At 42.3% G+C, this 21,569-nt stretch carries 23 protein-coding genes; 12 read left to right on the top strand and 11 right to left on the bottom strand.

The genetic code is table 11. The features are described from left to right. Nucleotides 1–23: 23 nt before the first annotated feature. A complete protein-coding gene (locus WA256_RS04500; protein WP_335989263.1) occupies nucleotides 24–1,175 on the bottom strand; it encodes a hypothetical protein in 1,152 nt (383 codons plus the stop codon). A 127-nt stretch (nucleotides 1,176–1,302) separates the two neighbouring features. On the opposite strand from WA256_RS04500, the gene WA256_RS04495 reads away from it, so the two are divergent. Then, nucleotides 1,303–1,767, top strand: a complete 465-nt coding sequence (locus WA256_RS04495) for a MarR family winged helix-turn-helix transcriptional regulator (RefSeq protein ID WP_054562270.1) — start codon at nucleotides 1,303–1,305, stop codon at nucleotides 1,765–1,767. An 86-nt stretch (nucleotides 1,768–1,853) separates the two neighbouring features. Next, on the top strand, nucleotides 1,854–2,639 hold the full coding sequence (locus tag WA256_RS04490; RefSeq protein ID WP_335989260.1) for an RIO1 family regulatory kinase/ATPase domain-containing protein: 786 nt from the start codon (nucleotides 1,854–1,856) through the stop codon (nucleotides 2,637–2,639). Here WA256_RS04490 and WA256_RS04485 read toward each other — a convergent pair. From WA256_RS04485 to WA256_RS04455, 7 genes are all read right to left on the bottom strand, one after another. After that, nucleotides 2,636–4,048, bottom strand: a complete 1,413-nt coding sequence (locus WA256_RS04485; RefSeq protein WP_335989258.1) for a family 43 glycosylhydrolase — start codon at nucleotides 4,046–4,048, stop codon at nucleotides 2,636–2,638. The two genes, WA256_RS04490 and WA256_RS04485, sit on opposite strands and share 4 nt — an antisense overlap. A gap of 255 nt (nucleotides 4,049–4,303) precedes the next feature. Continuing rightward, entirely contained in the window at nucleotides 4,304–4,774 is a 471-nt protein-coding gene (locus WA256_RS04480) for a hypothetical protein (RefSeq protein WP_063529209.1), read from the bottom strand. Then, the gene (locus WA256_RS04475) at nucleotides 4,774–5,925 is read right to left on the bottom strand and encodes a PepSY-associated TM helix domain-containing protein (RefSeq protein WP_269408354.1); all 1,152 of its coding nucleotides are present in this window, start codon (nucleotides 5,923–5,925) and stop codon (nucleotides 4,774–4,776) included. Before WA256_RS04475 ends, WA256_RS04480 begins: the two co-directional genes overlap by 1 nt. Before the next feature lie 100 nt (nucleotides 5,926–6,025). Continuing rightward, nucleotides 6,026–6,865: a mechanosensitive ion channel family protein gene (locus WA256_RS04470; protein WP_054562265.1), complete on the bottom strand. Its 840-nt coding sequence runs from the start codon at nucleotides 6,863–6,865 to the stop codon at nucleotides 6,026–6,028. Between the two features lie 33 nt (nucleotides 6,866–6,898). Continuing rightward, the gene (locus tag WA256_RS04465) at nucleotides 6,899–7,609 is read right to left on the bottom strand and encodes an LrgB family protein (protein ID WP_335989254.1); all 711 of its coding nucleotides are present in this window, start codon (nucleotides 7,607–7,609) and stop codon (nucleotides 6,899–6,901) included. Continuing rightward, nucleotides 7,599–7,952 carry a CidA/LrgA family protein gene (locus tag WA256_RS04460; protein WP_063529212.1) on the bottom strand — a complete coding sequence of 118 codons (354 nt, stop codon included), beginning with the start codon at nucleotides 7,950–7,952 and terminating at the stop codon, nucleotides 7,599–7,601. Before WA256_RS04460 ends, WA256_RS04465 begins: the two co-directional genes overlap by 11 nt. A 69-nt stretch (nucleotides 7,953–8,021) precedes the next feature. Then, nucleotides 8,022–8,813, bottom strand: coding sequence for a crotonase/enoyl-CoA hydratase family protein (locus WA256_RS04455; protein WP_335989251.1), 792 nt, complete (start codon nucleotides 8,811–8,813; stop codon nucleotides 8,022–8,024). 258 nt (nucleotides 8,814–9,071) lie between these two features. On the opposite strand from WA256_RS04455, the gene WA256_RS04450 reads away from it, so the two are divergent. From WA256_RS04450 to WA256_RS04430, 5 genes are all read left to right on the top strand, one after another. Next, nucleotides 9,072–10,274, top strand: a complete 1,203-nt coding sequence (locus tag WA256_RS04450) for an efflux RND transporter periplasmic adaptor subunit (protein ID WP_240701474.1) — start codon at nucleotides 9,072–9,074, stop codon at nucleotides 10,272–10,274. 9 nt (nucleotides 10,275–10,283) lie between these two features. Next, entirely contained in the window at nucleotides 10,284–13,397 is a 3,114-nt protein-coding gene (locus WA256_RS04445) for an efflux RND transporter permease subunit (protein ID WP_062566747.1), read from the top strand. Between the two features lie 118 nt (nucleotides 13,398–13,515). Continuing rightward, complete coding sequence (locus tag WA256_RS04440; RefSeq protein ID WP_054554325.1) at nucleotides 13,516–13,836, top strand: HI1450 family dsDNA-mimic protein; 321 nt, start codon at nucleotides 13,516–13,518, stop codon at nucleotides 13,834–13,836. 59 nt (nucleotides 13,837–13,895) lie between these two features. Then, nucleotides 13,896–14,690 (top strand): DUF481 domain-containing protein, encoded by a 795-nt coding sequence (locus WA256_RS04435; RefSeq protein ID WP_370316364.1) that lies wholly within the window; start codon nucleotides 13,896–13,898, stop codon nucleotides 14,688–14,690. A gap of 14 nt (nucleotides 14,691–14,704) precedes the next feature. Continuing rightward, nucleotides 14,705–15,175 (top strand): hypothetical protein, encoded by a 471-nt coding sequence (locus WA256_RS04430; RefSeq protein WP_063529680.1) that lies wholly within the window; start codon nucleotides 14,705–14,707, stop codon nucleotides 15,173–15,175. A 53-nt stretch (nucleotides 15,176–15,228) separates the two neighbouring features. Here the strand turns inward: WA256_RS04430 and WA256_RS04425 are convergent, their stop codons facing one another. Together WA256_RS04425 and ygfZ are read right to left on the bottom strand one after the other, a co-directional pair. After that, nucleotides 15,229–15,714 carry an FKBP-type peptidyl-prolyl cis-trans isomerase gene (locus tag WA256_RS04425; RefSeq protein ID WP_054554327.1) on the bottom strand — a complete coding sequence of 162 codons (486 nt, stop codon included), beginning with the start codon at nucleotides 15,712–15,714 and terminating at the stop codon, nucleotides 15,229–15,231. A gap of 12 nt (nucleotides 15,715–15,726) precedes the next feature. After that, nucleotides 15,727–16,638, bottom strand: a complete 912-nt coding sequence (ygfZ, locus tag WA256_RS04420; RefSeq protein ID WP_335989242.1) for a tRNA-modifying protein YgfZ — start codon at nucleotides 16,636–16,638, stop codon at nucleotides 15,727–15,729. Nucleotides 16,639–16,758: 120 nt separating this feature from the next. Here ygfZ and WA256_RS04415 point away from each other — a divergent pair, with 120 nt between their 5' ends. Together WA256_RS04415 and WA256_RS21035 are read left to right on the top strand one after the other, a co-directional pair. Next, complete coding sequence (locus WA256_RS04415; protein ID WP_054562257.1) at nucleotides 16,759–17,010, top strand: FAD assembly factor SdhE; 252 nt, start codon at nucleotides 16,759–16,761, stop codon at nucleotides 17,008–17,010. Further along, entirely contained in the window at nucleotides 17,003–17,410 is a 408-nt protein-coding gene (locus WA256_RS21035) for a protein YgfX (RefSeq protein WP_420331454.1), read from the top strand. Before WA256_RS04415 ends, WA256_RS21035 begins: the two co-directional genes overlap by 8 nt. Here the strand turns inward: WA256_RS21035 and nadB are convergent. Beyond that, entirely contained in the window at nucleotides 17,385–19,007 is a 1,623-nt protein-coding gene (nadB, locus tag WA256_RS04410; RefSeq protein ID WP_335989237.1) for an L-aspartate oxidase, read from the bottom strand. The two genes, WA256_RS21035 and nadB, sit on opposite strands and share 26 nt — an antisense overlap. A 393-nt stretch (nucleotides 19,008–19,400) precedes the next feature. Between nadB and rpoE the strand changes: the two genes are divergently transcribed. The 3 genes from rpoE to WA256_RS04395 are packed head-to-tail and all read left to right on the top strand — an operon-like array spanning nucleotide 19,401 to nucleotide 21,568. Then, a complete protein-coding gene (gene rpoE / locus WA256_RS04405) occupies nucleotides 19,401–19,982 on the top strand; it encodes an RNA polymerase sigma factor RpoE (protein ID WP_036969086.1) in 582 nt (193 codons plus the stop codon). Between the two features lies 1 nt (nucleotide 19,983). Beyond that, nucleotides 19,984–20,610: a sigma-E factor negative regulatory protein gene (locus WA256_RS04400; RefSeq protein ID WP_054562254.1), complete on the top strand. Its 627-nt coding sequence runs from the start codon at nucleotides 19,984–19,986 to the stop codon at nucleotides 20,608–20,610. 4 nt (nucleotides 20,611–20,614) lie between these two features. Beyond that, nucleotides 20,615–21,568, top strand: a complete 954-nt coding sequence (locus tag WA256_RS04395) for a MucB/RseB C-terminal domain-containing protein (RefSeq protein WP_054562253.1) — start codon at nucleotides 20,615–20,617, stop codon at nucleotides 21,566–21,568. The last annotated feature ends 1 nt before the right edge of the window (nucleotide 21,569 follow it).

The following is a 21,569-nucleotide window of genomic DNA, read 5'->3' as shown; positions in this document are numbered from 1 at the left end:
GGTTTATAACTTTAGCTGAAATATCAGCGATTAACAGCCAGTTGCTTTGTTTGTATTACCACATCCATAAAGCGGCGCTGCCAAATGGCCTTAAAAGCTTTGTTGAACAGGTATAAAAAAATCAACGGCATTAATAACAGTTTTAAAATCAGCAGTGACAAGATATTCAAAAAGTCGATAAATAAGTCTTCGACGGCAGCTACCATATTGCTAATGCCAGAGGTGACGGTGTCTATAATTTTACTCACTTGAGACGATTGGTCTTGATTGAGTGATGCGTTAAGGTTTTCTAGTTGTTCGTTTAAGGCGTCTTTGTCAAGATTCAGCTGTCTTTGCTGGTTTAGTACTGCATTAAACTGCGCTGTTAATTGCTGCTTTTTATCAAGTAATGGCTTGGCTTGTTCAAGCTCAGTAAAGGTCAGTCGCTCAGACAAGCTGCGAGTTGCTTGAATCGCTTCTATTTGGCTATCAACCTCAGCCAGCTTAACTTTGAGTTCTGTCGCTTGCTGGTGGTTTTTTATCTGCTGCTCATTTAATAGCGAGAGCTTGTCGAAGATGGTTTGTTTTTCACTATCGACCTCGGCCTTTAGCTTGGCAGATAGGGCAGAGGTATTATTTGCACTGCTATTCACCGTCTCGACTTTTTCGCTCACCAGTTCACTTTGCTGGTTTATTTGCTCATCTAAGAATATTTGACTAACAAGGCCTGTTGTAAGCACCACAGCAGGCACTAAAAAGCGAATTAAAATTAAGCTCGCCATAATCTTATGACGTAAGTTAGGAAAATAGTTACGCCATTCACATATAAAGTAAGCGACGACCGAAACAGTAAAAACACCACTAAAAATAACCCCAGAAGAAATGGTGTATAAAATGCGCTGTAAAAATAACGAGCCTATTGCAAGGCGCATAGCATCCGACATGTATTCAGCTAGGTCATTTACTGGGTCGAGTAGTTGTGCCGGTTGAATACTCGCAATACCAATGCCCACTTCGGCTGATTGCAATAGCGATATAGCAGCATTAACTGTACGAGAAGAAGCATACACTAGGGTTGATTGTACAAGGGCGCTGTCGATAAAGCGCATAATGAAATGATTATAATGCTCTAGCCAACAAAGAAGTAGCAGTATTGTAAGAGATAAATACTTGATAATATGTTGTTTAGTTAGCATAACGCCCCCGACAGTTAGTACGCTTCTTCACGCTACACTATTCATAGCCGTTGAAGCAATCTAATAGGATTGAATTATTTTGCTGATTAACTGTCTATGAATTGCTATTCATCGCTTTAGAGGAAATATGAAAGAACCTGCATCAATTGGCCAGTGCTGCATTGAAGATTTAGATCCCGTGCAAGACTTAGGTCGCTTAGTCTCTTATTTACGCTCAAATCTGGTGACTCATCTTGATGATGCTTTAGAGGATAAAGAGCTAACGTCGGCTCAGTACATTGTGGTTGTGCTACTTGCGCGCGGTAAAGTAAATACCTTGGCTGAGCTTTGTGAGCACATGGTGTATGACCGTGGTGCCATGAGTCGATTACTTTCTCGTTTAGAAGACAAGGGCTTAGTTGCAAAAAAGCAGTCAGTTGAAGATCGCCGTTCAACTCTTTTATGCCTCACAGAAAAAGGCCAACAGCTTTACCCAGAAATTTTACCCACTGTAAATGATATCTATCGCAAAGCACTCACAGGCTTCTCTGATGATGAGCAAGAGCAACTCGCAAGCTTATTGTTTAGAGCAATTCATAATTTAAAAGCATAAATTTCTCTAAGCGGTACATTGTCGCTGTAGACGCATTTTGATAATATGGTTGCCTAGGCATTTAATTTTAACAAGTCCGGGTTGTTATGTTTGAATCATCTTTGCTTGCGCAGCTTCACGCTCAATTTCCAGCTCATCAATTTAGCCCAGAAGGTTTGTCGGTTGTTCACACAGGCCGCTTTGCCAATGCCATTGTTTATCGTTATAAAGACGCGAAATTTGATCTAATTATTAAAGATTTTCAGCACAGCCCATGGTGGATGAGAAAAACCATCGCGCCGCTTTTTATCAATCAAGAGTACAAGGGGCTGGCACGCCTGCAAGACGTAGACGGAGTGGTTGATAACTTTTGCCGCTTGTCATCGATTGCCATTGCTTATGATTTTATTGAAGGCACGCCACTTCGCCAGCTTGCCTTGCAACAGCAGCATTTACCGAGTGAGTTCTTTAAAGAATTTGAGCGTTTGGTAGCAAAAATGCATCGCCGCGGGGTGGTGCACCTCGATTTACGTAATTTGGGAAATGTGATTTGTTCGACAGATGGCAAGCCTTACATTATTGATTTTCAGTCAGCGATTCGTTTTGCACGCTTTCCGCGCTGGTTACAGCGTTTTATGCGTGGTGCCGATATGAGTGGGGTTTATAAAGCATGGCATAAGTTAGCCAAAGACTCGTTACCGCAAGCAAAGGCGGATTATTTGCACGACTTTAATCATGTTCGTAAGCGTTGGATTTTTAAAGGTTATCCGATTCAACGTGCCTATTTATGGTGTAGCGGGGCAGTAACTCAGATACTCAACTCTGACTTTATTCGCAGTATATTAGATAGATTGTACAAAGCGCGCTTGCACGCGCTTAGTGGGGAGAACTAGTATTTAGGCCAACCATTCGCATCCCAATTCAGGGTGCTGATGAGCAATTTAGGGGTGCCATTATCACCTGCATCATAGGCATGACGAACAATCACATCGGTATTTAAAATGTCTTGTCCACCTGGACCTACCCATTGGCTATTACCCGCATCAAGAATGCTACCGCCGCTAGCTAGCATGTCGGTGCCATTTTTATCTAGGTATGGACCACGGATGTCAGTAGAGCGCCCGTACGCAATGCGGTAAGTGCTATTCGTGCCGTCACAGCATTTGCCAACCGACACAAACAAATAGTAGTAACCTTGGCGATACACTATGGTAGGTGCTTCGATACCACCTGAGCGACTTGCTAAAGAGTAGATTTGGCCAAATGGTTTCATGGTCATAGGGTTAATTCGCATTAGTTTAATACCCGAATTCCATGAGCCAAAGGCAAGCCAAGGTGCACCATCTTTTGCTACCACGAGATCGGGGTCAATGGCGTTATAATTATTGCTATTGGTCGTGTTTATTACTAAACCATCATCACGCCAGTCACCGGCTGCTACACTACTTGCTGAGGTAAGGCCAATAGCGCTAACACGTGAACCAAAGGTCGAAATCGAATAATAAAGCCAGCTACGACCATTGTAGCTTTTTAATTCAGGCGCCCAGACATCAATTCCATCATGATCTGGCACATAGTTACTCCACCAGCTTAAACCATTTGAGAAAATTGGTAGGGCATCATTCCAATCTACACCGTTACTTGAATATTTACCGTAGATACCAGGGCCTGTTTGAAAAACCCACCAAGTGCCATTTTCATAGCCAAGGGTTGGATCGTGGGTGACTAAATTACCAGTAAGTGGCCAGTGATCTGCAGCGCCATTGGTTTTGGATGGATCCCAAGGGGTTGATTCAACATTAGCAAGCTTGGTTAGCTGCCACTGCTGTGCATCGCTGCCGTTGTAGCTCCACTGGCTAATATTCGCGCCATCGTTGCCATCAAAAGCATAAAGGTCGAGTGCCTTACCACTGTGATCGTTAATGAAGCTGTAATAGCCGCTACCTTCATCATTTATTTGCCAGTGTTGGCTGGCAAGATTAGCGTACTCATATTGCACCACATTGCCGCCATCGGCAGTCGAGAAGTCAAACACCTCTAGGGCTTTACCACTATTTAAGTTAATAACCGAATAGTTGCTGCCACCTATGTTGGTGATTAACCAGCGCTGGGTGTCGTGATTAGTGTCAGCCCACTGACTAACATTTGCACCATCGTTGGTTTGCGCGCTGGCTACTTCAACAAACTTAGCACTGTACTTTGATTTAATGGTGTATACGCCATTATCAATCGCATAAGCATTGGGAAGTATGAGGGTTGCTGCCAAGCTGAGCGCAGCTAGGGCTTTTTTTGAAAGTATCATTGTGTCTCCAAATCATTGTTATTGAGCTTTCCTTGTGTGTTCTGCTCCTTGGATGAGTTTTGATCTACAGCTAATAACTCAATTAAGAGCATTGGTGCAAATGAAAACTATTTATAATACTTTATTATATTATTACTTTTGTAAAGGTGATCGGTAAAAATAATTAACAAAAATTTTACCTTTAACTATTTTGGAAGGGAGTTTAGTGTTTAGCTGAGATACAAAAAAGCCACTCAGTGAGTGGCTTTTCGGATGTTATTGAGTAATAAACTGGCTGGGAATATCCCATTTGAGGGTATGCAGTTGGCCTTGCCAAGTTTGTATTGTGATCCACAGTTTATCATCTGCTGAGATGGTTTTAGGAGCTATCGCGTGGGCGTGCTGACCATGATTGGTGCCATGCATTATGCCTTCTTCATCTTTAGCAAACTCCGTTAGTGCTAAAGGCGCTTGGCCAATGTTTAAATACGCCTGACGAACATTGCTTATGTCACCTTGATTAAAGGCGATAAAGAAATCTTTCACATACTCATTGTGGTGTGAGTACGGGGCATCTTCATTAAGCGGCATTGGAGCTATTTTAAATTCGCCCGCTTGTTGCTCTTGCCAAAGTGCAGGAAACTGAGGGTTTAATGACTGATAAATAAACCACACAGGCAAAGCCAGTACCACAGCATGTAAAATATACTTTTTACGCTGCCACCAAGTTGCTTGTAAACGAGCCATTAGTTTGCCTCCTGAACGTTATTTACGGGCGCTGTTTGGCGCGCATTTACAGGTTTGTTATTAACTAATTTAGCGGCATACATCATAAAGCCAGTGATCGACATACCACTTAAAATTAAACCAAAGATAAACCAAATAACCTTTGTCCACAGACCGCCAATGTTACCGTAATGCAGCGGATCGGCGATATGTGAAAGGGTGAGTAGTCCCGACATAGTTTCTGGGCTTTTACTTGCTGCAATTTCACCTGTCCAAGGATTGATTGAAGTTGAGTAAGCGTAGTTATCGTAGAAAATAGTATCGCCACTGCCCATGATATTAAACATGCCGCGGTTATGCTCTGGCAGCATCACATAGCTAGGTTTGAAATCTGGGAATTTCTCTTTGGTAATAGCCAGTGCTGCTTTTAAATCGGTTGGTGGTGTTTGTTTATTCGCAGGCAAAGTTGAAACCGCCACTAGCGGTGCATGCTCTTCTATGTCTATTTCGTTATGCCACATGATGGCTTGCACCAAATACCACAGGCCTGTTAGTGCCATTACTGCCATAAACCAAATTGACCAAACGCCACTTAGGGTATGTAAATCTTTTAGAAAGGTTTTTTTACCTTGGTTAAAACGTAGTTTTGGCTGACTAAATGCGCGCCAAAAGTTTTTATAAATCACTAAACCAGTTACTAGTGCACCTAAAATAACAAAAGCCATAGCGCTGACGAGGTAGTAACCTACGCTGTAACCTTCTTGCCAAGGGAAGAATAGCCAGCCGTGTAGGGTACGCATAAATTCAATGAATGAGATAGTGTCATTAACCGCTTGAACTTCGCCGGTGTATTGATTGACGTAAGCCACAGCATAAGGTTTGTCGGTATCAGTGAAAATAACCGCATTAACCAAGTAAGGCTCATAAGTGAGTACACTCATTACATCGGCAGTCGGGTAGGCTTTTTCAACGCTATTAATAACTTGATCAACACCAAGTGCTGGTAAATCATTTGGGTTGTTTGCACGTGCTTCACTGTTGGTCAGCCAAGTAAGCTCATGGCTTATAACCGACACAGTACCTGTGACGCAAATAAAGCAAAATAGCACCCATACTGGGAGCGAAAACCAACCATGTAGTTGGAACCAAAGACGTTTACTCATGGTAAAAATAGCCCGACGTTAATTGATGATAGTAATTGTTATCATTTAAATTGTACTACAATCTTTTGAACAAACACAATCTCTGTCGACGAGCTGTAAAAAAGGCGCTTTAAGCGCCTTTATCATTAGTTTGGTTGAGGGTAACAATTCGTTGTGGGAAAGGAATTTCGATATCCGCTCCTTGAATTGCTTTAAATACATTGCGGTTCACCGCTAATTTGGTCTCAATAATTTTGGTGGTTGGCACCCAAAAGCGATAGCTCAAGGTAACACCGCTCTCAGCAAAGCGCTCAATACCGACTTGTGCATGAGGAGAGTCACTAACTAGCTCATGCTCGTCTAACACTTTTTCGATAAGCTCAATAGCGAGATCTGCATTGGCATCATAGGCGATGTCAATTTCACCTTTAACTAATGAATAGCTAAACGAGTTATGTAAAATCTCACCAACAATATGTTTGTTAGGAATGGTGATTTCGACTTTTTCTTCGTTAATCAAAATTGTGTGACCAAGCTCAATGGTTTTAACTTGCCCACTAACGCCTTTTACTTCAATAGTATCGCCAACAACAAATGGCCTTGTTGCAATGATAGCAAGGCCCGCACCATAGTTTGAAAGCATGCCTTGCATTGCTAAACCAGCACCTAAAGATGCAGCACCAATGGCAGCAACAAATGGGGTCACGCTTATACCAATTTTGCCAAGGGCAATAACCAAGAACATGATGATCAGCAATACTTTGATGACATTACTAACAAAGTTGGTGAGGGTAATATCGATATTGTGACGTTGCATGAGGCCAGCAACCATATTCGATACTTTTTGCGCAATCCATAAACCAATAAATAGAATTAAGATGGCACCTAAAATTTGCATACTGTAGGTGACCAAATATTCCATAATCAGATTGTAGTATTTTTCGACTTGCTGTATTTCTGAGTCAATCATGTGTTTTCCTAACAAGGTTACTGCGAATTCTGACTATACCAGAACATGCTGAATAACAGGATAAAGTATCGGCACTATTATAGCGCTGAGAAGCGCACTTAATGCCATCGCCACAGAAGCAAAGGCACCAGCTTTTGGCTGATCACTAATCAATGATGCTGTGCCAATGGCATGGCAAGCGGTACCAATAGCAACACCTTTTGCTTGGGCGTTGCGGATATTTATCAACGAGAAAATCAAATTACCAAATATAGCCCCAAGTACGCCAATAAAAATCACCATGGCTGCCGCTAAAGAAGGTATTCCGCCTAGCGACTCTGTCACTAACAAGGTGATAGGGGTTGTTACAGATAAACTTGCTAAAGATGCGCTTAACTGTGCAGGGGCTGCAAAAACATAGCATATTAGCGAGGCGACCAAGGTGGCATTGATCACCCCTAAGCTGCAACTTATGAGGATTAGCAGCAGGTTCTTTTTTACGTGGATAAATTGCTGATAAAGCGGTAGAGCCAATGCCACAATGGCAGGCTCAAGCAACCAGCTTAAAACTTTACTGTGCTCGGCAAAAGGCTCATAAGGAAGCTTTAGTGTCACTAACAAGGCTGCAGTTAATATAATTGCCCAGCACACAGGATTACTAAGCGCTTTGGCAGTGGCATGCTGGGTTTTCGCGTTTAAAAAACGCAGTACTAAGAAAAGCGCAATAATGCACGGAACGCAGAGCCAACATAAACTAACTGTCATTTTCACGGCCCTTAAAATAGGCGATAACAGCGCCTATGAGTAAAACACTACTCAGCGGCACGACAATAAAAATAGTCAGTAATAAAGGCCAGTTCTGCGAAATTAAACCTAGGTGCTCAATAATGCCAACCCCTGCAGGGATGAAGAACAACGGCATGTAATTAAGTAAAGGGCTGGCTGTTGGTTTTAAATGTTGTTCTTTTACGAGGCCCGTTAATAGTAGCACGAGCAGTAACACCATACCGAGTAATGGGGCAGGGAAAGAGCTTTCAAGCAAAGCCGTTAAAAACTTGGCAACGGCTAAGCAGGTAAGAATAATGACACTACTGATAAGGTATTTCATAAGTCAGGATAATTGCGAATAAAGTACAACTACATCATACCCTTGTCAGTTGTACTATGCGACTTTAGCTTACCATGATTTGGCATTATTAAATTGAATATCCTCTGCACCTTTCGCCTTTGCAATCGCCTTTTTAGTATTAGGGTTCATCAGTAAGCGAATTTGACTCCAGGTTTCTTTAGCGAGAATTTTACGCTGCTGTGAACGGTAGCTTTGCTGAGTAATTCGTTTAATTGCTGCCAGAGTATCTGGCGAGCGCGCTAGTAGCGTTTCTAGTACGGCATCGGTTTGTTTATCAACGTCATCAGTGAGCTGTGTAACTAAGCCATACTCTTTAGCATCTTCAGCAGAGACTGGCCCAGCATGACTTGCTAACCAAAGTTCTTGGTCACGCTTCATTAAACCTGCAAGCACCACGTTAGCCCCCATATCAGGGCATAAGCCCCAACGAGCTTCCATGATCGCTAATTTAGCGTTTTTATCGACGATGCGGTAATCAGCACCGAGTGCGATTTGCATACCGCCACCAAAGCAGTGTCCGGTTACTTTTGCAATCACAGGAATACTTAAGTCTTGCCAACCTAGCACTACTTTTTGCGCTAAATTTTGGTTTCCTGGTAACCACTTGAATAAAAGCTTGATGATATTGCTTGGCTTTTTCATCACCGCAGCAACATCCAGTCCAGAGCAAAAGTGTTCGCCTTCGCCTGAGATAACCACCGCACGTAAGCTGCGATCACGTTTAATTTTTTTGATTACGTTTGAAAGCTCGACAAACATGGCAAAACTGAGCGCATTTTGTTTCTCTGGACGAGCAAGGCTAACCCATGCGACTTGTTGTTTTATTTCTAGTTTTATCATGGTAACTCCTCTGACCTGTTTGCTAGAGCTTACGAGTTAATTACAACTAAGTAAAGAATTGCTGATGTGTCGCAAGGAATCATTATATTTTCCAAAAATGGGTAACCTTGTCATATATTTAGTTACAAATTGGTGTATATTTTTAAAACAAAGATGCTAGTTCATCGCTAGTTTGATTTTGTGATTAGTTAGATACTTTCGCAAAATCCCATGACACGACTAGACTTAGCTTTAAGTCGCGCTACAAGGAGTAAATATATGCTGATGCGCAAAACAGCTCGCATAACAAAACAATCATCTCGTTCTTTGGCTTTTGCTGCAATTTCTGTCGCATTAACAACCACATTGGTTGGCTGTTCAGATGATAAAGCACAACAACAAGCTACGCCGCCACCGGCTGTATCAGTATTTAATGTCGTTACACAAGAAGTTGGTAATTACCGAGAATTTGTCGCGCGTACTGAAGCATTCCAAGAGGTTGCGATTAGAGCCCGTGTTGAGGGGGAACTTATTGAACGTCACTTTAATGAAGGCTCATCGGTTGAAAAAGATCAGCTCTTACTGCGTATTGACCCATCTGAGTACCGCTCGACTGTGTCAGAAGCTGAGGCTGATTTAAAAAGTAAAATTGCCGCAGCAGGCGCCGCTGAACGTGATTTAAAACGCGGCAAAGATGTGGCTGCGCAAGGTTTTATTTCACAATCAGACCTCGATAAACTAACCACTAATTTTGAGCAAACCACCGCAGCTGTTAAAGCCGCAGAAGCTGAACTTGAAAAAGCAAAACTTAACCTAAGTTATACCGAAATTCGTGCGCCGTTTGCAGGGCGTATTGGTAAAGTGAACTATGATGTGGGGAATATTGTTGGGCCATCATCCAATGAGCTTGCGGAGCTGACCGATGTAGACCCAATTTATGTAAGTTTTCAGGTTGAAGAAGCTGACTACATCTCTTATCGCCAAAATCATCAAGCACCGTCAGATAAAGACCCTCGAGATGTGCCTATCGATTTAACTTTACGCTTACCGAATAACTCGACCTTTCCTGATAAAGGCGTACTTGATTTTGCTGATACCAAAATTAACCGCAATACAGGCACGGTTGAGCTTAGAGCCGCTTTTGATAACCCAGATGGCATTGTCATGCCGGGCTTATTTGTCACCTTGATCGTTGAAAGCACCAATAAACAAGACTTGGCACTCATTCCTCAAGTAGCGGTACAAGAAAACCAGCAAGGTAAGTTTGTGCTTGTTGTTGATGACGAAAACAAAGTGGCTATGCGGATTGTTAAACTGGGTCGACGTATTAATGCGATGTGGGTGGTTGAGTCAGGCTTAGAGGCTGGTGAAAAAGTCATTATTGAAGGTTTACAAAAGGTACGCCAAGGCGCTGAAGTGAAAGCTGTTGAAAAAAATGTCGATGAAACAACCGGCACTATTTCTAGCAAAGCTAACTCTTAGGAGTGAGATATGATCAGTAAAACTTTTATATCTCGCCCAAAATTTGCCTTGGTAATTTCGATTGTTATTACCATTGCGGGTTTAATTTCAATGGCCTTGCTGCCAGTGAATATGTATCCGCAAATTACCCCTCCGCAAGTACAAATTAGTGCTAGTTACCCAGGTGCAAGTGCGCAAATTGTAGAAGAGTCGGTGATCCGGCCCATAGAAGAGCAAGTTAATGGCGTTGAAGATATGATGTACATCGAATCAACATCGTCTAATAATGGCACGGCCAACATAACTGTTTATTTTAAGGTCGGCACAGATACAGATATTGCCCAAGTTAATGTGCAAAACCGTGTGGCACTTGCTGAAGCAGGCTTACCTGAAGAGGTTAAACGGCAAGGTGTGTCGGTTAAGAAAAAATCGAGCTCGATGTTACTTGGTATCAACTTATACTCGAATCAAGAAAATATCGACGCTATTTTCTTAAGCAACTATGCAACCAACTACTTAACCGAGCCTCTTGGCCGTATTAATGGGGTTGCATCAGCTGAGGTAATGGGTGAACAAACCTATTCAATGCGCTTGTGGTTACGCCCAGATCGAATGGCATCACTGGGTTTAACTGTTTCAGAAGTTCAAGCTGCGCTACAAGAGCAAAATACCATCGTAGCAGCGGGTAAGCTGGGGGCTGCCCCCTCAGCACCGAGCCAGCAATTTGAATATTCGATTCAGGCAAAAGGGCGCTTAAAAACCCCTGAAGAGTTTGGTCAAACTATTATTCGCTCGAGTAAAGATGGTAACTTTGTGCGCCTGCACGATATTGCCCGTATTGAATTAGGTGCAGCAAGCTACAGCACAACAGCAAAGTTAAACCAGCAAGACACTGCATTTATAGTTATTTATCAGCTAACAGAAGCGAATGCGACGCAAGTTGCCAACGATGTAAAAGCACGTATGGCAGAGCTGGCTAAACAGTTACCTGATGGTGTTGAGTACTCAATTCCTTATGACACCACAGAGTTCATCAATCGCTCGATTGATGAAGTGGTCGTCACCCTTGTCCAAGCGGTTGGCTTGGTTATTTTAGTGGTATTTTTATTCTTACAAAATTGGCGCGCTACGCTCATTCCAACGGTGGCTATTCCGGTATCTTTGGTGGGGACTTTCGCGTTTATGATGATGATGGATTACTCCATCAACTTAATCACCTTGTTTGGCTTAGTGCTTGCAATAGGTATCGTGGTAGATGATGCCATTATCGTTATTGAAAACGTTGAGCGAATACTAAAAGAAGAAAAGCTGCCAATTAAAGAAGCGGTTACCAAAGCGATGGAGCAGGTATCTGGGCCGATAGTGGCAACGACCTTAGTTTTGCTTGCGGTGTTTGTGCCAGTAGGCTTTATGCCGGGAATAACTGGGGAGCTTTATAAACAGTTCTCGGTGACGATTTCATTTGCAGTACTCATTTCATCTTTAAATGCACTGACATTAAGCCCTGCTTTGTGTGCTTTATTGTTAAGTGAAAAAGCCATGAAGCCGATTAAATGGCTAGCCCCGTTTGAAAACATCATTACCCGCTCAACCAATGGTTACAGTAAAGTTATTAACTTTATCCTCAAACGTACAGCGAGAATGGCACTGTTTGCGGTGGTTATTTTTGCTGCTGCAGGTTGGTTGGTAAAAACAGTGCCTACAGGCTTTGTACCAGCAGAAGACCAAGGCTTTCTTTTTGTTGATGTGCAATTACCTGATGCCGCAGCAAGCGGCCGTACCCAAGATGTGATGCATAAGCTGGGAGATATTGTTAAAAATGAACCAGCGGCAACTGATTTTATTGCGGTTTCTGGTTTCTCATTACTCGGTGGTGCGGGGTCTAATAATGCGCTTGGTATCGTAGTACTTAAAGACTGGGAAGAGCGAACTAGCCCTGAGCTTGGTTTACGTGCGGTACTAACGCGCTTGATGGGGCAGTTTTGGGCGATGCCAGATGCGCAAATCATGGCCTTTAACCCGCCTTCAATACCTGGGCTCGGTACAAGCGCTGGCTTTGAGTTTAGGTTACAAGACAGTGAAGGGCGCGAGCCTGCTGAGCTTGCTCAAGTATTAAATGGTTTGATTTATGAAGCGAACCAGCGCCCAGAGCTATCAAATGTTTACAGTACATTTAGAGCGAATGTGCCACAGTATTTCCTTGAAATTGACCGTAATAAGGCAAAAGCTCAAGGGGTCGCGCTTAGCGATATTTTCTTAACCTTGCAGGCGCAACTCGGCTCGTTATACATTAATGACTTCAACCAATTCAGTCGTACTTACCGCGTTATCATGCAGGCGGAAAGCCGTTTTCGTCAAAACCCTGCAGACTTACAATACTACTATGTACGTAATGATGAGGGAGCAATGGTGCCGCTCACTACATTGGCTAAACTTGAGCCAATTCTGGGCCCAACAAGCTTAACGCACTTTAACTTATACCGAAGTGCAAGCATTAGCGGACAACCTGCGGCGGGGTATGCCAGTGGTGATGCCATTAAAGCGATGCAAGAGCTGGCCGAGCAATTACCTACAGGCTATGTATATGAGTGGGCAGGGCAGTCTAAACAAGAGATTGAAGCGGGTAACATGGCGCCAATCTTGTTTGGCTTAGCGGTGGTATTTGTGTATCTATTCTTGGTTGCGCAATACGAAAGTTGGACAATTCCGTTCTCAGTCATTGCAGCGGTGCCGCTGGCATTATTTGGTGCCATGCTTGCGCTGTATGTAATTGGCATGGAAAACAACATCTATGCGCAGGTTGGTTTAGTGCTACTGATTGGCCTATCCACCAAAACCGCTATTTTGATTGTTGAATTTGCTATGGAAGAACGCGCGGCAGGCAAAAGTATTTTTGAAGCGGCTCTTAATGCGGCAAGATTACGTTTTAGAGCGGTGTTGATGACGGCACTGTCGTTTGTACTTGGCGTATTACCGCTGGTGTTTGCAAGTGGCGCAGGAGCAGGGAGTCGAATATCACTCGGTATTACCGTATTATTCGGGATGTTAGCTGCAACCATTTTTGGTACCTTGCTTGTTCCTCTATTCTATACGTTAGTGCAATCAATGCGCGAAAAAATAAAAGGCACAGCAAGTGCTGAGTAAAATCTGTTATTAATTACAAAAAAGTCAGGGCAACCTGGCTTTTTTTTTGGTAAAACTCAAAAGAGGTTTGTTATCATAGTTAGATTCAAAGCGACACACATGTGCAGAGGTTTAAGGAATGGCTGGTCCACGCTTATACAGTGAAGAAGAAGTAACTCATCAGGCTTATGATATCTTTTTAGAATTAGCGCCTGATAATTTAAGCGAGCAAGATATTGCTGATTTTAACGAGCACAGAGAAGAGCTTGGCTTTATTGAAGAAGGTGAGCCTGACGAGCAGTGGCAAGATTTTGTTGCACTCGAAATTGAACCTGAGCTATTTGTACAAGTCTTAGTAGGACTTGAATTCGACAATCAAGATATCTTGTTTGCGAAAATTTTAATTAGCCGAGACAAAGATGCACCGTTTTGCCACATTCTTTGGAAAGATAGCGAATAACTCTCCAGCCGATGTTTGACTCTACTTTTAGTTGTTTTAATTCAATAAAACGAATTATTTTGCCCGCCCTGCTAGTTTGCAGTTGGCAGGCTTTTGCTGTTGATCCGTTTGAAGATTTCCATGAATACGGGCAATTATCAGAAGAAGAAATCCATAAAATTCATAAAGGCGAGTTGCTGTACGGAGATATGGAGTTTGGTTTTATGGTAAGCCGCGGCAATACCAACTCAACCAGCTTCAAACTTAAAGGTAACCTGTACCAAGATTTCGAAAAGTGGCGTAACCAATTTAAGCTCGATACTTTATACAAACGTGACCGTAATGAAGAAACTGGTGATGAAGAAGTCTCTGCTGACCGTATTTTTGTATCGGGTCAAGGTAACTATAAGCTAAATGTGAAAAATGAGTCATTTTTCATTTATGGTGACTATGAGCGAGATAAGTTTAGTGGTCTTGAGTTTAAGAGCACCATAGCGACTGGTTACGGTAACCGCATTTACCAAGGCAGCAAGAATAAAGTCGATATCGATGTGGGGCCGGGTTTATACCGCTCGGTGGCTGATCAAGAGACTGCAACAGAAGAAGATGAAACAAAAACCGGTTACCTGCTTCGTTTAGCGCTGCAGTGGGAGCGTACGGTCTCTGCTCGTACTCGCTTTAATCAAGATGTCAGTTATGAACAATCATTGTCAGGGTTAAACTCGCGTTTAAAGTCAGAAACATCCCTGATCAGCAAAATTATGGGTGATGTATCACTCAAATTTACTTACATGTATCGCTATAACTCAAAACCAGAGGAAGATAAGCTCAAGTACGATTCTGAGCTGAGTGCAACCTTTGTTTATAGCTTTTAAGAGAATACTTCAGAATGTATCAACATAAACAGTACGCTATTTTTATTTTTGTTATCTTAGGCTGGATTGGCGCCTTCATTGCCTTAGCTTGGAACTTAATTGGTGCAGATATTCCTCTTATGGTGTTTAGCGCTATCTTAGTGCTGGTGGCTTTTTTGTTTCATGGCTTAACGATTAAGGTGAGCGATAAAAACGTAAGCTGGGCATTTGGTCCGGGTGTATTTGGTAAAACAGTGACTTTTGATGAGATTGAATCTGTTCGAGCGGTAAGTAATTCATTTCGTCATGGTATTGGTCTGCGTATCACGCATGATGGCTGGGTTTACAGTGTATCTGGATTTAGTGCTGTTGAATTGGCAATGAAAGACGGTACGCACTATCGCTTAGGGACAAATGACCAAGAAGGCTTACTTGCTGCGCTTAGAGAGCATATTGCAGAACCTGTGACAGACGCTTCTGTGGATACAGAAGAAGTAGTCGAATAGGCACACAGCAGATATAAAAAAAGCGCCAATGGCGCTTTTTTTATAGTATTGGTTTAGTGGCTGTGACCACAACCACCTTCACCGTGCACATGACCATGTGCTAATTCTTCTTCAGTTGCATCGCGTACTTCAAGTACTTCAACATCAAAATGAAGGGTAATACCTGAAAGAGGGTGGTTACCATCTACAATAACGTCTTCGTCTTGAATTTCAATGATCATCACTGATTGGTCGCCAGCGTCTGTCGTAGCGCGGAACTGCATACCAACTTCAATTTCCATACCTTCAAACATTGATTTTGGCACTGCTTGCATTAGGTCATCATGACGTTCACCATAGCCTTGCTCTGGCTCAACAGTTACGCTGAATGTGTCGCCCGCTTCTTTACCTAATAGCGCATTTTCGAGGCCTGGAATTAAGAAACCCGTGCCAACGATAAACACCAGTGGCTCGCCATCGAAAGAGTTGTCGATGGTGTTTTTGTTATTATCCAATACTGAATAATGCATTTTTACCACTTTGTTTGCTGCTACGATCATAGTCATTCCTATTTATTCATCTTCGAGAGAGTAAGGCAGAGCTTGAATAGATAACTCTACCTGAGGGAGGTGTTTTGCTCGCAAAATTTGGCCTGCTTCATTGTCGTTAGGAAGCACAACCAGACCCATTAAGGTTTGCGTTTGTTGATTAAAACTTTGGCTAATAAGCTTGCCAGCACGGCGCCAGTTTTCGCCCATTTGTGTCTCGAGTTCAAGCTCGTCAAGTAAGCCTTCAGCTTTGCCCGAAACTATATACATAGCACGTTTATTTTTGCCTAGGTATTTCATACGAGCGACGGTTTCTTGCCCTGTGTAGCAGCCTTTTCTGAAACTGATACCACCAAGCGCTTGCAAGTTAACCATTTGCGGTACGTATTCTCCAATAGCGTCGCTGTTTAATGACGGCTCGCCTGCGGCAATAGCTGCCTGTTGCCATAACGCGTCATCATTAAGAGCTGTGACGTTATCAGGTAAGCTAAATTCTTCGTTGACCATCAGCAATACGCGGTTATCTGCAAGCTTTAACGCTTTACCGCCAGCAAAATCGACTGCGCTGTGCTCGTAGTCAAAATTAATTGCTAAGGCTTCTAGAGTCGCTGTTAGGTCATCACCTAGTAAGCCAATTAGCGGTTTTTCAGATTGCTGAATTTCTACTTGCGAAAATACCGCATATTTTTTTAACTCGACTAGCGATTGCTCTACCTCAGGTTTTGAGCCCGCAAGGTAATAGCTATCAAGGTGTGAAAACAACCTAAACACACCCCAAAGCTTGCCTTTTGCATTACAGTGGCCAGCCCAAAGGAAGTTATCATCAGTTAATTTGTTGATATCTTGCGTAATTTGTCCGTGAAGGTAAGACAACTTATCTTTGCCAGTTAGGCTGATAAGTGAATAAGATAAAGGACATGCGTAAACAGTCGACATAAAAACCTTCTTTACGATATGAATGAGCGCTAATGATAACTTAGTTAGGGTAGCAATTTAAATAGCTGTTTATTCGATAGCAATTTGGTAAACTGCAGACAAATAAGTACGAGGTTTAAAATGACTGAAATTCACAGTAAAGAACGTATTCGTTGGGCATGCCGTCGCGGTATGTTAGAACTAGATGTTTTATTTATGCCATTCGTTGAAGAAGCGTTTGACTCACTATCAAAAGAACAGCAAGCCGTTTTTCAACGCTTACTTGAGTGCGATGATCCTGATTTATTCGCCTGGTTCATGGGTCATGAAGAGTGTAAAGACCCAGAGCTTAACGGTATGGTCGCGTTAATTTTAGACCGAGTTCGTGTATAGATTTACCGTTACAAATAACACCACAGACCACAAACCCTTTGTGGTCTTTTTTTGCTTAACAGCCATCACTTTATGCTTTGTTTACCAGCATGTTTTCGCTCAACTTTTGGCTTGTTTAGCGTGCTTCTTCTTAGCCATTCTTAGTTTTAAAAAAGTCCAACAAGCACAGCCTGAAAAGGGTTTTATAATTTTAGAGCAAGCAGAGCTCAGGTTTGTTAACGACAAACTTAAAATTCAAGGCCAGATAACAGCTAAAAGTTATGTGTTTGCTAATTTTGTAGTGCTGAGGTTGGCTGGGTTTTATCAATCACACTGGCTGATTATAAGCTCAGCCAGTGTTGATGAAGAAAGTTTCTCGCGCTTAAAGCGTGCAATTATTGCAGTGCAGCAACCGACTTAGGCGTTAAAATTGTCGGCGTTGGATTTTCGTTTTGCTCTGGGTAATCAATCGTGTAATGAAGACCACGACTTTCTTTACGCTCAAGGGCGCTGCGAATAATAAGCTCTGCAACCTGTACTAGGTTTCGAAGTTCTAATAAGTTATTTGTAACTCTAAAGTTCGCGTAATAGTCGTGAATCTCTTGCTGCAGTAATTCAACGCGGTGAAGCGCACGTTCTAAACGTTTTGTTGAGCGTACAATACCCACGTAATCCCACATAAATAACCTTAGTTCATGCCAGTTGTGGGTAATAACGATTTCTTCGTCTGAGTTAGTTACGCGACTTTCATCCCAAAGTGGTAAGGCTTCAAGGGCAGGGCTTGCATCGATTTTACTCAGAATATCTTTCGCAGCAGCATGGGCAAACACGATGCATTCGAGTAGCGAATTACTCGCCATACGATTAGCGCCATGTAAACCTGTGTAAGCCACTTCGCCAACAGCGTATAAGTTATCTAAATCTGTACGGCCGTTAAAGTCAGTCATAACACCGCCACAGGTATAGTGTGCAGCAGGCACCACAGGAATGGCTTCTTTGGTAATGTCGAGACCAACACTTAAGCATTTTGCGTAGATAGTTGGGAAGTGCTCAATGATAAAATCTTTGTCTTTGTGACTAATATCAAGGTACACACAGTTAGCACCAAGGCGTTTCATTTCAAAATCGATAGCGCGAGCAACAATATCGCGAGGGGCAAGTTCTTCGCGCTCATCAAAGTCTTTCATAAAGCGAGTGCCATCAGGGCGTTTTAAATACGCACCTTCACCGCGCATTGCTTCGGTGATCAAGAAGTTTTGCAGCTCTGGGTGATACAAACTTGTTGGATGGAATTGGTTAAACTCCATATTGGCAACACGGCACCCTGCACGCCATGCCATTGCGATACCATCACCACTCGATACATCAGGGTTAGAAGTATATAAATACACTTTACTTGCGCCACCTGTTGCCAGTGATACGAATTTAGCAGCAATGGTTTCAACTTTTTTATCAACACAATTCCACACATACAATCCGTGAACATGCTTGCCTTTTTTAGTTAAGCTTTTATCTGTAATTAAATCAATGGCATTGTAGTTTTCTAACAGAGTGATGTTAGGGTGTGCTTGTACTTGGCTAATTAAGGTTGTTTGTACTGCTCGGCCAGTTGCATCGGCAGCATGTAAAATACGGCGGTGACTATGACCACCTTCGCGAGTTAAATGAAAACGCTCTTTACCTTTTGAATCGAACTCCATATCAAAAGGTACGCCTTGCTCAATAAGCCACTTTAAACATTTTTTAGCATTGCTCGCTGTGTAGTGAACCGCATCACGGTCACATAATCCGCCACCTGCATCGAGTGTATCTTCAACATGAGATTCAATGCTGTCATTTTTTTTATCAAATACTGCTGCAATACCACCTTGAGCATATAAGGTAGAACCTTCAGTTAATGCGCCTTTACTAAGTACCGTCACCTTACAGTGATTAGCAAGCGATAAAGCAAGAGAAAGGCCAGCGGCGCCGCTGCCAATGATAGCGACATCAGTAATGTGATGTTTATTTTGGTTCATGTCTGTGGTCTTTGCGGTTACAATGCTCGGCTAGTAGTGCCAAAAGTTTGAGCAAATAAATTTTTATGTGGTATACGTATATGTACCATATTTGCTTTAACACTATTAGTCATTTTAATACGTTATACCAATCTTATTAGTTATATCGTCACATAAACAGTTTATTGTTAGCTGTTTTAAATTGTGAATTTAATTTAGATAACCGTTGATTTTTAAGCAGTTATTGAGGTTGTCGTGTAATAAGATTGGTATGACTCAATTTATTTGCGTGCTATTTTATAAAAAAATCATTTTAAACTGAACTTTTATATTCATGGTGCAGTCAGAGTTTGTGTAAACAATGGCGAGTATATGAATAGCAAGCAAGAATCAAACAGAGGAGTACCGGCTCGAATGAGCGAGCAGGATTTGGATTTAGCGCTAGTTAAAAGGGTCCAGCAAGGAGATAAAAACGCCTTCAACCTATTAGTTAGAAAATATCAGAATAAAATTGCAGGTTTGATTTCACGTTATGTTTCGAACCAAGGTGATGTTGCTGATGTCGCACAAGAAGCTTTTATCAAAGCCTACCGTGCTTTACCTAACTTTAGAGGTGATAGCGCCTTTTATACTTGGTTGTACCGTATCGCCGTAAATTGTGCTAAAAATTACTTAGTTGCGCAGGGTCGTAAACCCCCAGCTAACGATGTTGATGCTGAAGAAGCAGAATTTTATGACAGTGCAGATGCAATGCGTTCAAACGCATCGCCAGAAAACCTGTTATTAAGTGACGAAGTACGTGCTGTAATTTTTAATACGATTGATAGTTTGCCTGAAGATCTAAAAACCGCGATTACCCTTCGCGAAATTGAAGGTATGAGCTATGAAGAAATAGCCGTGGTTATGGATTGCCCTGTGGGAACGGTGCGTTCACGTATTTTCCGTGCCCGTGAGGCGATTGATAATAAATTGAATCCATTAATAGGTGAGTCTTAGTATGACAAAAGCAGACGTTAACAAGTTGGATAATGAGCAGTTGTCCGCGTTACTTGACGGCGAGCAGCAGTTAACTGATCAAGCGATCACAAACGACGATGTATCTACATTTGGTCGTTACGCAATGATTGGTGATGTAATGCGTGCTGAGGCAAATAACAACGCTTTTAATTTTGACATTGCAGATGCAGTGGCAGAATCACTTGAGCAAGAACCTGTTTACGCAGATTTCGCGAATAAAACAACGGCACCAAAAAGCGAAGAAATCGTGGCGGCAACAGGCACAGATAACGTGGTAGCATTTAATTGGCGTCGTCCATTTGCCCAAGTGGCTATTGCTGCTAGTGTTGCCATGTTTGCGATTGTGGGCGTACAAACATTGCCACAAAACACCGAGTCACCGCAAAGTGACATTCCAACATTACAAACAGTACCATTAACAGGTATGGCTTCTCCTGTAAGTTACTCATCAGAGCAACCTGCATTAGAAAATGCAGAGCAAGGTTTACGTGAGTTACAACAGCAGCGTATTGGTGCATTAGTTCTTGAGCACCAACGTCAAGCACGTGTTGCATATTCGCTAGAAAAATCGCAAACTGCAGAAAATGCAGACGAGGAAAAAAACTAATTAAATGAAAGTTTTTACTTTTATTTTGTCGCTGGTATTAACGGCTCCAGCCATTGCCAGCGACGAAAATCCCGCCAAGACTTTATTAAATGATATGGCTACGGCCGTTCATACTCGCAACTTTGACGCATCATTTGTGGTTGTAAAAGGCCAAGCTATGGAACCTTATCGCTGGTTACATGCAAAACAAGGTGATATTGAACTTGAGCACCTAAGTTTACTCAACGGCGCTGGCCTAGAAATGGTGCGCGTTGACGATCAAGTGACCTATTTTGAGCCTCATTCAGAGCCTTATTCAGTTAAAACCGACTCTATTGCCGGGCCAATTCCTGAAGTACTTTTTAAAGATATTAACCGACTAAGCGCTCACTATGATTTTGTGCTTGGCGGAAAAGGCCGTATTGCAGGGCGCTCAGCACAGTTAGTGCGTATTGAATCAAAAGATGAATACAAATATAACTACTGGATTTGGTTAGATACTGAGTCTTCGTTGTTACTTAAATCTGCCTATGTGAATCACAAAGGTGAGATGCTTGAGCAGTTACAGTTAACTCATATCAGCGTAACAGAGCAGCCTGCTCCTATGTTAGTTGAAATGCAAAATCGTGATTTTCCAGCAGTACTTGCGACTAACGATTTAGCCAATAATGAAGACAGCGCAGCGAATGATTGGAAAATTGGTTGGCTTCCTGATGGCTTTAAGTTATTAAAGTCTGATCGTCATAAACTTGATTTAAATAATGAACTTGCTGACTATTATTTATACTCAGATGGGTTTGTTGAAGTGTCTGTTTTTATTCAAAGACCCTTACCGGGTAAGCGCGCAAGCGGTGCTTTAACGTCAGGCGCAACGACTGTGTATGTACATAATGGTGGTAGCTTTGATGTATCGGTTGTTGGTAATATCCCTGCTATGACAGCCAAAGCTATAGCTGAGTCGGTAGCGCGACCTCTTTAAA

The organism is Pseudoalteromonas sp. CH_XMU1449-3, assembly GCF_037027245.1.
Classification (GTDB): domain Bacteria; phylum Pseudomonadota; class Gammaproteobacteria; order Enterobacterales; family Alteromonadaceae; genus Pseudoalteromonas; species Pseudoalteromonas shioyasakiensis.
Note: the sequence above shows the minus strand (reverse complement) of the source record. Positions and strands in the feature narration are given on the sequence as shown.

What these genes read in the sequence shown, in the direction of transcription:
- WA256_RS04450 (WP_240701474.1), top strand. Translation starts at nt 9,072, where the DNA reads ATGCTGATGCGCAAAACAGCTCGCATAACAAAACAATCATCTCGTTCT.
- ygfZ (WP_335989242.1), bottom strand. Translation starts at nt 16,638, where the DNA reads ATGTCGACTGTTTACGCATGTCCTTTATCTTATTCACTTATCAGCCTA.
- WA256_RS04495 (WP_054562270.1), top strand. Translation starts at nt 1,303, where the DNA reads ATGAAAGAACCTGCATCAATTGGCCAGTGCTGCATTGAAGATTTAGAT.
- WA256_RS04455 (WP_335989251.1), bottom strand. Translation starts at nt 8,813, where the DNA reads ATGATAAAACTAGAAATAAAACAACAAGTCGCATGGGTTAGCCTTGCT.
- WA256_RS04400 (WP_054562254.1), top strand. Translation starts at nt 19,984, where the DNA reads ATGACAAAAGCAGACGTTAACAAGTTGGATAATGAGCAGTTGTCCGCG.
- WA256_RS04500 (WP_335989263.1), bottom strand. Translation starts at nt 1,175, where the DNA reads ATGCTAACTAAACAACATATTATCAAGTATTTATCTCTTACAATACTG.
- nadB (WP_335989237.1), bottom strand. Translation starts at nt 19,007, where the DNA reads ATGAACCAAAATAAACATCACATTACTGATGTCGCTATCATTGGCAGC.
- WA256_RS04485 (WP_335989258.1), bottom strand. Translation starts at nt 4,048, where the DNA reads ATGATACTTTCAAAAAAAGCCCTAGCTGCGCTCAGCTTGGCAGCAACC.
- WA256_RS04465 (WP_335989254.1), bottom strand. Translation starts at nt 7,609, where the DNA reads ATGACAGTTAGTTTATGTTGGCTCTGCGTTCCGTGCATTATTGCGCTT.
- WA256_RS04395 (WP_054562253.1), top strand. Translation starts at nt 20,615, where the DNA reads ATGAAAGTTTTTACTTTTATTTTGTCGCTGGTATTAACGGCTCCAGCC.
- WA256_RS04480 (WP_063529209.1), bottom strand. Translation starts at nt 4,774, where the DNA reads ATGGCTCGTTTACAAGCAACTTGGTGGCAGCGTAAAAAGTATATTTTA.
- WA256_RS04445 (WP_062566747.1), top strand. Translation starts at nt 10,284, where the DNA reads ATGATCAGTAAAACTTTTATATCTCGCCCAAAATTTGCCTTGGTAATT.
- WA256_RS04470 (WP_054562265.1), bottom strand. Translation starts at nt 6,865, where the DNA reads ATGATTGACTCAGAAATACAGCAAGTCGAAAAATACTACAATCTGATT.
- WA256_RS04440 (WP_054554325.1), top strand. Translation starts at nt 13,516, where the DNA reads ATGGCTGGTCCACGCTTATACAGTGAAGAAGAAGTAACTCATCAGGCT.
- WA256_RS04490 (WP_335989260.1), top strand. Translation starts at nt 1,854, where the DNA reads ATGTTTGAATCATCTTTGCTTGCGCAGCTTCACGCTCAATTTCCAGCT.
- WA256_RS04460 (WP_063529212.1), bottom strand. Translation starts at nt 7,952, where the DNA reads ATGAAATACCTTATCAGTAGTGTCATTATTCTTACCTGCTTAGCCGTT.
- WA256_RS04425 (WP_054554327.1), bottom strand. Translation starts at nt 15,714, where the DNA reads ATGATCGTAGCAGCAAACAAAGTGGTAAAAATGCATTATTCAGTATTG.
- WA256_RS04415 (WP_054562257.1), top strand. Translation starts at nt 16,759, where the DNA reads ATGACTGAAATTCACAGTAAAGAACGTATTCGTTGGGCATGCCGTCGC.
- rpoE (WP_036969086.1), top strand. Translation starts at nt 19,401, where the DNA reads ATGAGCGAGCAGGATTTGGATTTAGCGCTAGTTAAAAGGGTCCAGCAA.
- WA256_RS04430 (WP_063529680.1), top strand. Translation starts at nt 14,705, where the DNA reads ATGTATCAACATAAACAGTACGCTATTTTTATTTTTGTTATCTTAGGC.